This window comes from Sphingopyxis sp. LARHCG72, from assembly GCF_052871675.1.
In genome coordinates, this window is sequence record NZ_JBIXJU010000010.1 from 16692 (window position 1) to 30868 (window position 14177).

General features: G+C 62.1%; 13 protein-coding genes. 7 read left to right on the top strand and 6 right to left on the bottom strand.

The window, feature by feature from the left end; genetic code table 11:
• Positions 1-101: 101 nt before the first annotated feature.
• From ACIPPQ_RS18930 to ACIPPQ_RS18940, 3 genes are all read right to left on the bottom strand, one after another.
• Positions 102-773, bottom strand: coding sequence for a hypothetical protein (locus ACIPPQ_RS18930; RefSeq protein ID WP_446545609.1), 672 nt, complete (start codon positions 771-773; stop codon positions 102-104).
• A gap of 229 nt (positions 774-1002) precedes the next feature.
• Entirely contained in the window at positions 1003-1563 is a 561-nt protein-coding gene (locus ACIPPQ_RS18935) for a recombinase family protein (protein ID WP_446545610.1), read from the bottom strand.
• 1158 nt (positions 1564-2721) lie between these two features.
• Positions 2722-3144 carry a DUF2147 domain-containing protein gene (locus ACIPPQ_RS18940; RefSeq protein ID WP_446545611.1) on the bottom strand — a complete coding sequence of 141 codons (423 nt, stop codon included), beginning with the start codon at positions 3142-3144 and terminating at the stop codon, positions 2722-2724.
• 332 nt (positions 3145-3476) lie between these two features.
• Between ACIPPQ_RS18940 and ACIPPQ_RS18945 the strand changes: the two genes are divergently transcribed.
• From ACIPPQ_RS18945 to ACIPPQ_RS18955, 3 genes are all read left to right on the top strand, one after another.
• On the top strand, positions 3477-3752 hold the full coding sequence (locus ACIPPQ_RS18945) for an HU family DNA-binding protein (RefSeq protein ID WP_446545704.1): 276 nt from the start codon (positions 3477-3479) through the stop codon (positions 3750-3752).
• A gap of 80 nt (positions 3753-3832) precedes the next feature.
• Positions 3833-4831 (top strand): MBL fold metallo-hydrolase, encoded by a 999-nt coding sequence (locus ACIPPQ_RS18950; protein ID WP_446545612.1) that lies wholly within the window; start codon positions 3833-3835, stop codon positions 4829-4831.
• Positions 4832-5150: 319 nt separating this feature from the next.
• Positions 5151-5492: a DUF1153 domain-containing protein gene (locus ACIPPQ_RS18955; RefSeq protein WP_446545613.1), complete on the top strand. Its 342-nt coding sequence runs from the start codon at positions 5151-5153 to the stop codon at positions 5490-5492.
• Positions 5493-6894: 1402 nt separating this feature from the next.
• Here the strand turns inward: ACIPPQ_RS18955 and ACIPPQ_RS18960 are convergent.
• From ACIPPQ_RS18960 to ACIPPQ_RS18970, 3 genes are all read right to left on the bottom strand, one after another.
• Complete coding sequence (locus tag ACIPPQ_RS18960) at positions 6895-7449, bottom strand: hypothetical protein (protein ID WP_446545614.1); 555 nt, start codon at positions 7447-7449, stop codon at positions 6895-6897.
• A 32-nt stretch (positions 7450-7481) separates the two neighbouring features.
• A complete protein-coding gene (locus tag ACIPPQ_RS18965; RefSeq protein WP_446545615.1) occupies positions 7482-7772 on the bottom strand; it encodes a hypothetical protein in 291 nt (96 codons plus the stop codon).
• A 174-nt stretch (positions 7773-7946) separates the two neighbouring features.
• Positions 7947-11297: an autotransporter outer membrane beta-barrel domain-containing protein gene (locus ACIPPQ_RS18970; protein WP_446545616.1), complete on the bottom strand. Its 3351-nt coding sequence runs from the start codon at positions 11295-11297 to the stop codon at positions 7947-7949.
• 442 nt (positions 11298-11739) lie between these two features.
• Here ACIPPQ_RS18970 and ACIPPQ_RS18975 point away from each other — a divergent pair, with 442 nt between their 5' ends.
• From ACIPPQ_RS18975 to ACIPPQ_RS18990, 4 genes are all read left to right on the top strand, one after another.
• A complete protein-coding gene (locus ACIPPQ_RS18975; protein ID WP_446545617.1) occupies positions 11740-13215 on the top strand; it encodes a PAS domain S-box protein in 1476 nt (491 codons plus the stop codon).
• A gap of 128 nt (positions 13216-13343) precedes the next feature.
• Positions 13344-13526 carry a CsbD family protein gene (locus ACIPPQ_RS18980; protein WP_446545618.1) on the top strand — a complete coding sequence of 61 codons (183 nt, stop codon included), beginning with the start codon at positions 13344-13346 and terminating at the stop codon, positions 13524-13526.
• Between the two features lie 78 nt (positions 13527-13604).
• Positions 13605-13787, top strand: a complete 183-nt coding sequence (locus ACIPPQ_RS18985; RefSeq protein WP_446545619.1) for a hypothetical protein — start codon at positions 13605-13607, stop codon at positions 13785-13787.
• Between the two features lie 16 nt (positions 13788-13803).
• A complete protein-coding gene (locus tag ACIPPQ_RS18990; RefSeq protein ID WP_446545620.1) occupies positions 13804-14154 on the top strand; it encodes a hypothetical protein in 351 nt (116 codons plus the stop codon).
• Positions 14155-14177 lie beyond the last annotated feature (23 nt).

Consider the following 14177-nt stretch of genomic DNA (forward strand, 5'->3'; position numbering starts at 1 on the left):
AGACGCTCGCCGCGGTCGTCGGGCTTCATGAGCTGTCGCCCGCTCGAAGCGCACCGAATGCCGACCGGAGCGGCGGCGGCAGAGCGGCGACTCGTCTTTCCTCACATAGAATCGAGCCGTCTGGTATAAGCCGCGATGGTGCGGATTGCGAACCTTCTCCACCGCATTGGCTTGACCCGTGCCCACCCGCCCCCGGTCCAGATGAGTTGCAGCCCGATATCGGTCAATCCCCGATCGAGTTCGTGAATGTAGATGCTCTCGGCCGCGGCGAGTTCGCGCGCGAGCGACCATCCGTCGATCGTGCCCCACGTACCGCCAGGACCGACCGCCCAGCCGAGAATCAGCATATCAAGAAAGAAGCTGTTGCTCGCGGTACAGAGCGCCGCGACGAAACCGGACGGCCGAACCGGCGAGCCATGCGCATCATGAACCGGCGTCCAGACTTCGAGATGCGACATGGCATAGCGTGCCGCATCGACATGCACCGCGCGCACGTCGGCCGCCATGCCGCTGGCGCGAAGCGGTTCGATGTCGAAGGGCGGCGCAAAGTGCAACGAGAGGCCGGCGATATTGGCCGGGTCGCAGCGCGCCGATTTCGCCAACCGCTGCGCCGGTTCGAAGGCGGCGGCGATCCCCTCGTCGCGGTCGAGACCCGCGAGCGCGAGCGCTCGCGCGCCGCCGCCGAGCCAATGCAGCTCACGGCCCGCATCCGCGTGATCGGCGAGGAGCGTTTCGATCGCATCGAGATTGCGTAGAGGAAGCAGATCGATCACCGGCCTTTCCTCTGCGACCCTCCCGGCGCCGGCCGCCGACCGCACCGCCGTGCCGCAACCGGGCGGGTTCGGCCGGGACGAGAGGAACAACCCCGGGGCCGGTCAGTCGGCTTCCGCCAGCACCATGGGACGCGTCGCGCTTCCACGACGCCCGCGCCGGCCGGGCGGACAGAGGGGCGGCGCGGCTGCCGGATCCACGGTGTCATTCCAGGGTGCCGATTCACTTGCGTTAGCCGGCACGGGCACGGGGCTGACCGGCGGTCAGCGCGCGATAGACGCTCATTCTCGATATATTGAGATCGCGTGCGATGCTGGCTTTGCTGGCACCCGCCGCTACCCGCCGCCGAATTTCGCGCTCGTCCACTTTCTTTTGCCGGCCTCCCACAGGAATCTGGCGTTTTCTCGCGGCTTCAAGATCGGCACGTTGCTCGCGGCGGAGGTCGTTTTCCAGATTCCGAACCATTTCAAGAGCGGCAAGGAGCGTAAAGCTGTTGCTCGCGGTGGTGATATCCGGATCCAGAACGCGTAGCACGATGCCGCGCAGCATCAACCGGCGGATACGGTCGAGTATCTCTCCGGTGGATCGTCCCAGAACCGGCAAGCGCCAAATCACAAGCTCGTCTCCGCAGGCGAGAGCGCGAATAATCGCCTCGAACCGGTCGCACTCACCCCGCGATGCGCGGGTTTGCGAGATTGCGATGCAGATATCGGGATCCAGTGCCCGGAGGCGCCTTGCCTGCTCTGCGAGGTCGGCATCGAGCCAGGCGCGTGCGTAACCGAGACGTGTCATCGGCTTCGGCGCCCGGCGGGGATGACAGCGCAGCCAGCCCGATCGCCGCGGGATACAGCCCCCATTTCTCCCAAGCGCTGGACGGCCCTCGCATCGGGTTCCCGTTTGTCCATCATTTCCTTCCTGCCAGATCGCGCAAGCTTGTGTTTGATGTGGAGGACGCACGCCGCTCAAGCTCGTGCACTGCCGGGCGAAAATAAACGGTCCGGAGAGCGGGGGTGTGACGCACGCGATCTGCCTTGCGCAATCGAAGCCCGGGCCGCGGCCTACGGAGCGCAGCTAACCTGTTACCTTCGTGACGCGCTTGTTCGCGATCTAGCCCTAGGAAGAATGACCATAGTCACGAGAGAGGTTGCCGATACATCTGCTCAGCGTAATCCGCGCGCGGGTCTCGCTGGCGCGGAGGCCGGGCATCGGGGCGCATGCACAGGATCGTCCGAAAGCCGCCTCTTCATCGCCGTTATGAAAGAAGCTTACAGGCAGCTGACTTATTTGCCGCCGGTCGCATCGATATGCCAGCCACTGCCTGACCGGGAAGCCATGCTCTCTCGGGCCCGACACCTCCTTGGGCTTGCATGGCCGGGGCGGCTGACACGAGAAGCATCGGCCGCCCCGTCTTTTTTTCCGGCTGCACATCCGAGCGGGACGCGAGTTAACGGATCGCTTTATGATATTCCGGATCAGGCTGGCCCACGCGGGCCAGCGCAACTCACATGTTGCTACCTTCTGGAGCTTCATAAAAACGCTATGATCATATCGCCCGAACAGGTGGCCTGTCCCCCAGGTTCTCCCTCTTGCCTCCGGGTGATCGGGGCGGCGGATTCCTACGTCTCGTCCGCCGCCCCGTTCGACCGTAGTGCGCGGCGCGCAGACGCCTCGTATCGGCCGGCAAAAGCTCCGGCGCCGACGCCCCGGCGGATTCCGCCCCGGTGTGCGGAAATCGATTTTCGTTCGAGCTCATCGCGCGCCAGAACTTCTCCGCGCAGCGGGTTCGCGGCAGCGCAGACCTCAAGCTCTGCCCTATCCCGCGGGAGCGGCGAACCGCGATGCGTCGACAGCATATGGCCTCCGTTCAAGCGCTCGAAGCGAACGGGTGAACGCGTGGTGCTTCTGTGGCTAAGGGGGTGGCCTCGTTCGCGCGCCGCGAAACCTCACGGTCTAGGGGGTTTCGCTGATGCGGGTCAGAATCTGCTCCTTGCAAATAAGGCCGCCCAGCAAGCACCCCTCACCGCGGAGCTGATCATGATCAAGAAGCTTGGCGGTTCCGGAAAAAGTCTTGTTCACGTCGGGCACAAAGAGTTTTCCGCGCCAGTTTCCGTCCTTGTCTCGCTCGAAGTCGCGGAAAATATCGAGGCCGATGAGATTGGGCGTCCCGCCCCGCCTTGCATCGGCAATCGCTTGCTCATTCGCCCAAACGACCTTGCCGCACATCGATGCTCCGCAATGATGGGCGAGAATATGGACGCTGTTCGTGGCGTTGCGCCACAAGCCGACGGCAGCATCGCCATCGGCAGCGGCAACCGGGACGGATGCCGGAAGAGCCAAACATGCGATCAAAAATCCGGGAAGTCGCATGTCCATTGGTTCCTTTCGTAGTTTGCCGGATCGCCGCCGGGCGGTTCGAATCGCTAAGGGATATCTTGGAACCAGGACAGGCTCCTACCGTTAGCTCACGGTAAGGAACGCGCGAACGATCTTCGGTCCTTCCCATCCCGGAAGGAGAGCCGTTCGTCGATGCCGAAGGGAAGCGTCGGCCCGCACACCGCACTCGGCACAGCCTGCGCTGGCTTGTCCCGATCCTAGAAGGTTCAGGCGGCATGCCGCTAACGGGGTCAACGATGACGACGTTCTTCCGAGGCGTTATGAAGCAGAAGATGTCCACGCCGGACATGGAAGGAACGAAAGTGGGGAAATTGAACGCCAGCGATCTCGTCGAGCAACTCGTTTCCGAACATGGGGTGACGAAGGCCGAAGCGCGCGAGCTGATCGGCACCCTCTTCTCCGCTATCATCGTTGCGGCGGCCAACGGCGACGACGTGTCGCTGAACGGCTTCGGCAAGTTCAAAATAAAGGACAGCGCGGCGCGTGAAGCGCGTCATCCCGCGACGGGCGAAACCATTATGATCGCCGCCGCGCGCAGATTAACCTTCATCCCGGCCAAAGCGGTGCGGGACAGGCTCAACGATTGATTAACGAGGGCAAGGCGGCCGCGCGCCGCATGCCATCGACGAAGCATAGCCTTTTCGTCCCACACACTCCTGGAGGCCCGATGCCCGCAACCCCCTTATTCCGCTCCGCCACGCTCGGTTTGTTCGCCGCTGTCGCCATCTGCGCGTCCACGACGACCGGGTTCGCGAAAGCCCCTTTTGCGCGAACCCAGGCTCCGGGCTTTTACCGGATCGCCGTGGGCGACTTCGAAGTGACGGCGCTGCTGGACGGTACGTTGCCAATGCCGGCGGACGAGGTGCTGCACGAACCACCGCAGCAGACGCGCGAAGCGCTTGCGCGATCCTATTTGTCCGTTCCGGTCGAAACGTCGGTCAACGGATATCTGGTCAATACAGGCGAAAAGCTGGTCCTGATCGATGTCGGGGCCGGGAGTTTTCGCGACTTTGGTCCCAAGCTCGGTCGGCTCGTCGAAAACATGCGGGCATCCGGCTATGCGCCCGAGCAGGTCGACGAGATCTATATCACCCATCTGCATCCGGATCATTTGGGCGGCCTCACCTCCCCGGACGGCAAGATGATATTCCCCAATGCAGTCGTGCGGGCCGACCGGGAGGACGCCAGTTATTGGCCGGACATCGCCAACGCGGTGCACGAATCGACGGACAAGAAGAGCTATTTCGAAACGGCCGCTTCGGCACTGGCACCCTATATTGCGGCCGGCCGGTTCAAGCCCTTCGTTGGGGGAGCCTCGCCGGTGCCGCTCACGCCGGGCGTGCAGGCGCAGGCGCGTCATGGGCACACGCCGGGTCACACGGTATATATGATCGACAGCAAGGGCCAGAAGATGCTGTTCTGGGGCGATGTGCTGCACGTTGCGGCCGTACAATTCGCCAATCCGGGCATCACCATCGCCTTCGACTCCGACACCGCGGCGGCGGCAGTGCAACGCCAGGTTGCCTTTGAAGAAGCCGCACGCGAGGGCTATCTAATAGCGGGCGGACACCTGTCTTTTCCGGGTATCGGGCGCCTGCGCGCGGACCGCACGGGCTATGCCTGGCTACCGATCGGCTATAGCCTGCCGACCAATCCGCCGCGTTGAGATCGTCCCGCAAGTCCGTGTCTTGCGGGCAGGACAGCGAAAGCCGGGCGGGGACAAATAGGGCGTGGGTGCTCTCGCGACCCGCTGCGTGCCCTGACGAGCTTTTGGGACCGCGCCACCTGTTGGACGGACAGCGTGGGCGAAGCCCGAACATATCCCTTCCAACGCCGCCGCTAGAAGAGCCTGGAAAGCCCGACGGCGGCGCGTCACTTGGTTCCGCGCAGAGGCACCGGTCAGGGCTGCAGGAGATGCCCGCCAACATTGCGCTAACGGTCACACCCTTACGCGATTTCGCTCCCCGGCTACGACGTGCCAGGGTGTGCCATGTCCGTCTCTACATGGCCCGGCAGCGGACTTGGGTCCGCTGCCTCCTTCTTCAGGGGAATACCGCTTGGCGCGACGGTCACAACGAACAGCCGCAGCGCATGCGACGCCGCATGCTGCCGCGGCACTTCCGCCGCAGGACGTCAAACGCTGGACGACCTCGCGAAAGGCACTGCTCGTGTCCGCCATCGACAGTGGATCGCTCAATTTTATCGAAGCCTGCAAATGCTATGCGATAACGCCGGAAGAACTTGCGCACTGGTGCCAACGATATCATCGCGCAGGGAAGGCCGCGTTGCGCGTAACACAGACGCAGCATTATCGCGGCGGCGTGTGATCAATCACATCGCCCGCGTCCGCCCTCTGGCAAGTTAGAAAAACTGCACTGGACTGCCGCCCCCTCGATTTGAGAGGGGCGCGAACTCCGGCGAAGACAAGAGCCGCATGGTTGCGAACAATCGAGCTCATGAACCGATGCCAGGTCGTGGGGCACCTTCCGTCCAGCGGAAAGACCGGCGCCCGAGCCGAACCGCCGAGGTCTTGAGCAGCTTCCGGCGCAATTCAGCATCATGGTGTTGCGAAGTGGAGAAAATGGCTGGCGCCTCCGAGTGCCGGTCATAGTGGGTGCGTCCTTCGCGGGAGAGGGGCGAAGGACGCGGGCCGTGGGTCAGAAGCGAAGCGGACCTCGCCTTGACCGCATGGGCAGTGTAGAGGTGGCGCACTGGCCGCCGTAGGCGACGCCGGTATCGAGGTTTTTTGATATCGGCAGGTCGAGCGCGAGGTCGACGAGGGCGACATCTTGCCGGGTTCGGCGCCCTCGACCATGAAGGGGATGAGCTCCGGATCGGCCCGCCACGACGTTTCGGCAGCAGCACGGTCGTCAGTATGCGTTCTATCGACCATGAGATATCGCGGCGGCGCGCTCGCTGCGCTGGACTGCGCCTGCCCTGTAAACGCCGACCGTCACTGCCGCCGCAAACAACGTCAACCTGATAAGCGTCATAGCGTGCACCTCCCCCAAATCCCTTGCTATCGAGCGAAGAACCGCGCGAGCGCTGGTCATTCACATCCTCACCATTTATCAATGAGTCCCCCCGGCGTGAGCAGCTTGTGAAAGGCCCATTCAAGGATATCCCCCCGCCGCCGCACGGCCGCCGAAAACTGGCGTATCGAATTTCAGTCACTTGATACAATTCTGCCCCGCGGCCAACCGGCGGCTTGGCGAGAGTCGCCGCATACACCTCCTCTAAGGCCTGGCCGCCGGATGCATCGGCCTAATCATGAAGACGTGCTTGCCCGTTTCGAACAGACCGAAGCAGGCTGGCGGCGGCCGATGCCTGTACTTTGCACGGCGGGTCCGGACGCAGGAAGTGAATGATGCCAACTGCGCTGCGTCATTAGCTGACTTGCCATGGGAAGCCCTAAAGCGAGCAGGACCTCTTCCTGGTTCGGTGCCACCCCCGCGTATCTGGGGTTGCCGGCCCTTTTTCGGGCTTTCGATGTACCGGCGCAAATTGCACGGGCAAAACGCTGCAAGAGCATTTTCTCAGATTTTCAACCTGCAACATGGCCGCTATGTTCAAAACGCGGGCTCGCCGACCAGCGCTTATTTCGGCGTTCAGCGGAACGAACGACGGGCAAATGCCGAAGGACTTTTCATCCGCAACCGGCAGGGGTAGCGCCGCCTTACCGGGAAGGGCCGATCGGCAGCCGCCCCCGCGTTCTGGGGAGCGACCGGTTCATCTGGGGCTCAGCAGCAGCCGGAGCGCAAGGGCACGATCGGCCCTCAGCGCATAGCTCTGCTTGCCGGTCACAATGGCGTCCGCGAGCCCGTGCTCAGCGAGGGATTTACGTAGCTGGCAGACATAGACGTTGAGGATCCGACGAAAATTGAGGCTTTTTACCCGCGCGGCTCCCGCCAAAGCTTCGGCGGAAATATAGAGACCCGGCTCTGCCAGGAGTCGATAAAGGACAAGGATTGCAGCATGTTTGACAGCCGGAAACATTGCGCGAGCAAAGCAAATTTGATCGACTTCGGGAGGCATCCAGTCGTTGGCTGGGTCCGGCAGCCCAGGCCAGAGCTCCACTGCCCGCTCGCCTCCCAGTATCTGTGCGAGGCTGGCGATTTCGAGCAGTTGCAGCTTGCTCAAACCAATTCTAACCGCCAGCCGCTCATTGCCTCGCGCCACGGCGACGTCGCGCGCCGTCTGCAAAAGATCGACCGAGCTGACCAGCAGTCTGGGAAGGATATCCAGATCCCGCTGTACCGGTCGTCGCTCATCAGAACGCGCCATTTAATATCCTTCCGGCATTAGATGAGACCGCCTCATCGAGTGCGTCCGTGGAGGGCCGGCGAAGGTCGCCCTGCCCGGCTCCTGCTGCATATCCTTTCCCTTCGCGTCCTCTCTCTTTCCTCTATTGACGCAGGCAGGATAGAATCATGCACCTCGGCCGGAAAGTTTGACGCCTCGACGAGTGACCGGAGCCTGCGCAGACGGGATGATGTTATTGTCGCGAAATGGCCGACGCGCGAACGCCGGCGATAAAAACGAAGGCCGACGGCGCGCCTTGCCCGAAGAAGGCCCCAGAGCGCCGCCTCTTTCTCCGTCACAGCCATCCGAACGCGCGCGAACAGCGCTGATAAAACAGCGCTGATAAAAGGCCAACCGCTGACTTATTGCAGGGAAGCAGATTGGCAAAGTGGCCGAGCCCGCAGTTTCCTTTCCGGGAAATCTGCGATCTCGGCCACTTCCAGGGAGGCCCCCCGGGTCCCCTTGGAGTAACTTGGGGATCAGAACCGGATGCTGAGGCGTCCTACGACATTGTGATCGGTTGCGTCTGAACCGAACTGTCCCTGATAGCCGACCCCGACGGTGATCGCCGAGGAGACGTTGACGTTGACGCCCAGTTCTACCGCGGCCGCATCCCGCGCCACAGGCACACCCTCGATCGAGAAGGCAGTGGAGCCTGCCAAACTATGGAGCGAGACCGGAGTGACATCCCCAAAGGCGTGGCGCCAACCCACCGAACCGCGCACCGTCGCCGGCAAGCTGCCCAGTTTGAAGTCGGCGGCTCCACGCATACCGAGGGTGCTAAAGGTAACGTCGGCCGAGTCACCCTTCAAGGTGAGCGCCGCAGCCCCGCCTTTTTCCGAGAGACGCTTGTTGTCGACATTGACGTAAGCGAGGCCGGCAAAGGGCTCGAGCGCGAAGCTTCCCGTTCGCATCGCGTAGCTGACTTCGCCCGAGACTTGTGCGGTACGAGCGTGATAGTCACCCGTCAGACGGTCCAGAAATCCGGGGAATACAACATCACGATCGGCACTGACGTCGCTCCATGTGTAGGTGCCGCCCGCGCGTATTGCGAGATTGCCCAGCTGAGTCGCACCGTAGAGACCGACATGATAGTTGTCGCTTGACGCCGAGGAGGCGCGACGGGAAACCTTGAAGGAGGAGTTGCTATACCCTCCAACCAGGCCAACAAGCGAATTCTCGCCAATATGTCCATCCACGCCCATGACAAAGCCCCCCGTGGAGCGGGAGAATCTCGACGCGCCCTCATCACTATCGGCATGGCCCCAGGACCCGAAACCGGTTCCCCACACAGCCAGCCCGCCTCCTGAGGGCGCCAAGCTGGAAGCATCGGGGGTCTGGTTGGCAGCCCGCACCGGAGCGGCCGCGAGTGCCAGACCATCGCGCGACAGTGCGCTGCGCATGTGGTCGTTGATCTGGGTCGCGACGAGTTGGCTGTTCTCGATCAAGCCAGTGGTCACCGATGGATATAATTCGCCCGACAGATTGTCGAACGCCTCACGCGCATCGTCAGCGGACAGCGAGACAATGGCGTTGCCAAGAGGGTTGGGCAGCGCCAGATTGTCGAGCGCACTGCCCACTTCACGCTGGTTGCTCGTCTGGCCGATACCGCCGAACTTAATGTCGTTTCGCGTCATCGTCAGCAGGACATTGTTCGCATCATAGGCGAGCGACGGTGTGAGGAAGGCAAGGTTCGAGTTCACGCTCGAAAAAGTTCCATCGAGCCCACCATCGGCGGACAGGATGGTATAGGTCGTGCTCGGTTTGTAATTTCCTTCCGCGGCAATCACGTCCACTTTGGCGGAATTGAGGGCCGCCTTGCCATCAACGTCGAGCCTGTCCGACTGCCCGGCCGCATCGACATGGACCGTATAGGTCGCGTCCTTGTCGAAAGCCAGACCGCCCAGCCTGCCGGAACCGCCAATCGACGCACCCGACTTGACCGTGACCGAGCTTGCCAGACTTGCTCCCGGCGCCAAAATCAGGGCCCCCGCGTTCACGAGCGTATCTCCGGTGTAGCTGTTCACGCCCGAGAAAGTTGCCGTGCCCAGCCCGTCCTTGGAGATTCCACCCGTGCCGCTGATTCCGCCCGCGAACGTCGCATCGCCGTCGTCGTTGCCGATCGACAGATTGTTCCCACCGAGCTCCACCTTACTGCCCTCGGCTCCGGTCAGCGAGCCGATCGCCCGGTCGCCGTTCGCCGCGCTGATGTCGAGCGTCGCGGGACCTGCGACCGACACGCCGCTGGCGGGGTCGAGCGCACCGTTGTCGGCGAGGACGAGCTTGCCGTCGTTGACCGCCGTCGGACCCGTATAGGTCTGCGCCTCGGTCAGCGTCTGGGTGCCGGTGCCGTCCTTGCTCAGGCCGCCTTCACCGTCGATCACGCCGGCAAAGGTGCCATCCTTGTTGTCGCCGCCGACCGACAGGTCGTTGGCGCCCAGCTCGATCGCGCCGCCCGTGCCGTCAGCACCGTTGGAGAGCGAGCCGATCGCCCGGTCGCCGTTCGCCGCGCTGATGTCGAGCGTCGCGGGACCTGCGACCGACACGCCGCTGGCGGGGTCGAGCGCACCGTTGTCGGCGAGGACGAGCTTGCCGTCGTTGACCGCCGTCGGACCCGTATAGGTCTGCGCCTCGGTCAGCGTCTGGGTGCCGGTGCCTTGCTTGGTGATACCGCCGGTACCATTGATTACCCCACCATAGGTTGCATCGGTGGAGCCACCCAAGGTCAGGCTCTTCCCACCAAGCTCGACTTTGGTTCCCGTCGCACCGGCAAGCCCGCCAATCGTCTGATCGTTGTTGGCGGCGCTGATGTCGAAAGTACCGTTATTGATGGTGACATTACCAGTTCCAATATCTCCGTTTCCGGCGACCGCGACCACGCCGCCATTGATGGTGGTACCGCCGCTATATTTGCTGTCCCCGGTAACAGTCAGTACGCCCGTGCCAACTTTGATAACCCGGCCCGGGCTACCGCCGCTTGCTGTGCCGTTCTCAATGACCCCGGAATAGGTCGTGGATGTATTCAAGGCTCCGACGCTGATCGCCCCGTTGATATACATATGGCCGGAGCCTGCAAGCGAACCGATATTGGCCGGGATATTCGCGCCAGCCGCGTCCTTTATCGGAAAGACGTCGAGATTGCCATTGTTGACAACGGTAGATTGGGCCAGGCTGTTTGGCGAAAAAATCTGTATTGTGCCGCCAGAGCGAATATCGAAATTCAGGCTGCCTGTTGTGTCGTTTCTTATCCCGAGGTAACCTCTATTGGCGATTACAAAATTCTGGGTCACGCTGGATGAATTGACGATGCTCGGCGTGGCGGTGGGCGTGCCACTAACAGACGGTATCCCCAGCTTGGAGTTATTGGCGGTGCCCCCAATCGTCACCGTGTATGCCGGGGCGCCGGATTGGAAGTTGATCTGATTCACGTTCAGAACGCCATTACCCGTGTTCTGGGTAAAGGTCAGGTTGGTCGTTGAACTAGCGCCGAGGTTAAGAGTCTTGTTGGTTATAGGGCCAGCCGGCGTCCAATTTGTAGAAGTGCTAACTTCACCGGTGCCGGGATTATTCGACCAGGTCATCGTCTGTGCTTGGCCGTCGGAGGAAAAAGCGAACATCCCCGCACCGACCAATAACGCCAAAGACGAAAGATTGCCGCCACTATACAGGGTAGCCGCCGCTCCTCGAGCACCGGGGCCAAGCTGACCGAGGCCAAGCCGCGCCCTGTTCATGCCCAGCACACGATGCGCCCTGCGCAAGATCGCCAGGATCCGCCTGCGGACCGACTTGTGTACCTGGACATGCTGCGCTTTCGAACGGTTCATCAACATTGGATATGTTCCTTTACAATCGACAAATAGGTGCCTTGGACGCGACTCGATGAGGCCGCCTCAGGGAAATCTCGCCGGACAGCAGACGAGAAGCCTGTATGCGGCCCCACGGGCTCGCTTCTGATCAGGAAAGACGCAAGCACTTCGGCGTCATTCACCTCGGTGCGAATTTTTTATTTCCGATGCCGTCACCGGTGCAATACCGAATTTGAGGCTTCGCGCTCGGCGGATCGCCTCCAATTCCCGCGACGGCAAGCCAGTGCGCTCGGTGCATAATCCTTGGCGGAGCGTGCCGGCGGCCTTTCGAGGAACCGGAAAAAATTGCATGACCCCCGAGACAGTCATCGCAACCGGCCGAACGCATGGCATGAAGCGCGAAGGAACCTTCCCTTCAGCAAAGAATGTTGCCGACAATCGCCCTACATAAGCTGCTGGAGTTACGGTGACCCTTCGCAATCATTTCGTCGACCTCGGCCGCCTCCGGCAGACCGTATCTAGCCTCTCCGAGGGCATCATCATCGTTGATGAAGCGGGACAAATTCTTTGGGCCAATGATACGGCTCTGCGGATTCACGGCGCCGCCGGCATCGCGGATCTGGGAAACGATGGCGACGATTATGCCAGCCGCTACGAGCTGCGGTACCGCAACAATCATCTCCTCTCGAAAGAGGACCATCCCTTGACGCGCGCACGAGCTGGAGAAGAATTTTCCGAACTCGTCGTCGAGGTGACGCGGGCAGGAGATGACGAACAGGGCTGGATTCACCAGATTCGAAGCCTCGTGCTGGGAGACGAGAAGGGAAAGCCCGACCTCTTCGTGCTCGTCATCCAGGACGTGTCGCTGCGCTACGAGGCCGAGCAGCGTTTCGAGCAAACATTTAACGTTAATCCCGCTCCTGCGGTTATTTGCCGGCTCGCAGACCATCGCTATGTCAAGGTCAACCAAGGGTTTCTCGATCTCACCGGGTATACGCGCGACGAAGTGCTGGGCCGCTCACTGTATGATATCGATGTGCTGCAGGATGCGGTCAATCTCGATACGGCGAAAGAGCGGCTGCGTGGAGGAAAGACCATCCCGCAGATGCAGGCCGACCTCTCGCTTCCCGACGGCGGACGCAAACTGGTCATCGTGGCGGGCCAGCCGATCGACCTCGACGAGCAGCCCTGCATGCTTTTCTCCTTCGCCGATCTCGAGCCGCGGCGGCAGGTCGAAAACGAACTTCGTCATAGCGAGGAGCGCTTCGTCAAAACCTTCCGTCTGGCACCTGTGGGCATGGCGATCACCACACAGGACGGCCAGCGCCTTTGCGACGTCAACGACGCATTCCACCAGCTGACCGGTTATTCGCCGGACGAGGCGTTAGGCAAAATGATGGCCGAGCTGAAATTGTGGGACCCGGCGTCATTTTTGAAGGAAGCCGAGGATATGCTCGCCGAACGAAGCGGGTTCCGCGGCCGCGACGCCCGGGTCAGGACGCAAGATGGCAGTTTTGTCGACTGTCTCGTCTCGGCGGAAGCGATGCCCTTGCGACGCGACAAATGCGTATTGTGGGTCATCCAGGACATCCACGAACGCCGGCATAGCGAACTGGAGCTCATAACGGCGATCGAGGCGGTGATGAAGGATACCAACTGGTTCAGTCGGACCGTCGTCGAAAAGCTTGCGAACCTGCGCGCACCGCATACGCATGCCGCGCCCGTCGAGGTCAGCGAGCTCACGCGTCGCGAGAAGGAAGTGTTGAGCCTGCTCTGCGAAGGCGGCGACGACGCCGCGATCGCCCGCGAGATGGGCGTGTCGCGCAACACGCTGCGCAACCATATCGCTCGCGTCTATCAGAAGACCGGCGTCAATCGCCGCGCCGCTGCGATTTTGTGGGCGCGTGAACGCGGTTTTCCGCTTGCCAGACCGATCCGCTGACTGCCCGGCTAGTCCTTCGCTACCCCATGATTTGGTAGTTCCGTATCTTTGCCGGCTGTCCGGCCACCTCCAAATGACGGTCGTGGCCCGGCGCGCTCAGCGCCGGGCCCTCAGCAAAGGAGACGATCATGGACGACAATCGCATCAAAGGTGAAGCAACGAAGATCAAAGGCTCGATCAAGGAAGCGGCTGGCAAGATTACCGGCGACCGTTCGTTGCAGGCCGAAGGCGCCGCTGAAAAAGCCGCCGGAACCGTTCAGGCCGCGGCCGGCAAGGCGGCCGACAAGGTGCGCGATGCCCTCCCCAAATAAACATGGCGCGGGCGCGCGCAGATCAGCGCGACCGCCCGCGCTCGCTTGCTCTCTATCCGCCCTTTCGAAGGATCCAGCATGACGGCCAAAGACGACGATATCGCCTATTTCCGTCGGCGGCTCGAAGCCTGCGAAGCCCAGGCCGCGCGGGCGACGACTGATGGCGCGCGCAACGCGCATCGTACGCTTGCGGGTCTCTACCGCGAGAAGCTCGTCTGGCTGGGCCGTGCAGAATTCAGGACCAAGACTGACCCCTTCTGACATTCAGGATTTTCATATGAAGACGATCAGCATCAACGTCATGGCGCTGCTGCTTCTCTCGGCCTGCCAAGGCCCTCAGGCCAAGGCGGGCGCGGAGAAGGACAAGGCCGCGGCAGAAGCCGCGGGGAGGGTTTATGAAGGCAACGGGCCCAACGAGGCCATCGGCGCTGCGAGGGATCGCGCCGAAGACGCTGCGCGCGAGGCGCGCGAGGCGGAAGCAGCTGGCCTCAAGCGGCAGGGCGACGCCATTCGCCGCCAGGCGGACGTGGAAGCCGAAAAGCTCGAACAACAGGCCGAGGCGATCCGCAAAGAGGCCGATGCCCAGGCCGACGCTTTCGATGCGCAAGCAGCTGCAAAGCGCAAATAGGCACGGCTGTCGTCGGCGTGAAC

Excerpts from the sequence above, each read along its gene's own strand:
- ACIPPQ_RS18935 (WP_446545610.1), bottom strand. The coding sequence starts at position 1,563 with ATGACACGTCTCGGTTACGCACGCGCCTGGCTCGATGCCGACCTCGCA.
- ACIPPQ_RS18940 (WP_446545611.1), bottom strand. The coding sequence starts at position 3,144 with ATGGACATGCGACTTCCCGGATTTTTGATCGCATGTTTGGCTCTTCCG.
- ACIPPQ_RS18950 (WP_446545612.1), top strand. The coding sequence starts at position 3,833 with ATGCCCGCAACCCCCTTATTCCGCTCCGCCACGCTCGGTTTGTTCGCC.
- ACIPPQ_RS18960 (WP_446545614.1), bottom strand. The coding sequence starts at position 7,449 with ATGGCGCGTTCTGATGAGCGACGACCGGTACAGCGGGATCTGGATATC.
- ACIPPQ_RS18965 (WP_446545615.1), bottom strand. The coding sequence starts at position 7,772 with ATGGCTGTGACGGAGAAAGAGGCGGCGCTCTGGGGCCTTCTTCGGGCA.
- ACIPPQ_RS18970 (WP_446545616.1), bottom strand. The coding sequence starts at position 11,297 with ATGTTGATGAACCGTTCGAAAGCGCAGCATGTCCAGGTACACAAGTCG.
- ACIPPQ_RS18980 (WP_446545618.1), top strand. The coding sequence starts at position 13,344 with ATGGACGACAATCGCATCAAAGGTGAAGCAACGAAGATCAAAGGCTCG.
- ACIPPQ_RS18985 (WP_446545619.1), top strand. The coding sequence starts at position 13,605 with ATGACGGCCAAAGACGACGATATCGCCTATTTCCGTCGGCGGCTCGAA.
- ACIPPQ_RS18990 (WP_446545620.1), top strand. The coding sequence starts at position 13,804 with ATGAAGACGATCAGCATCAACGTCATGGCGCTGCTGCTTCTCTCGGCC.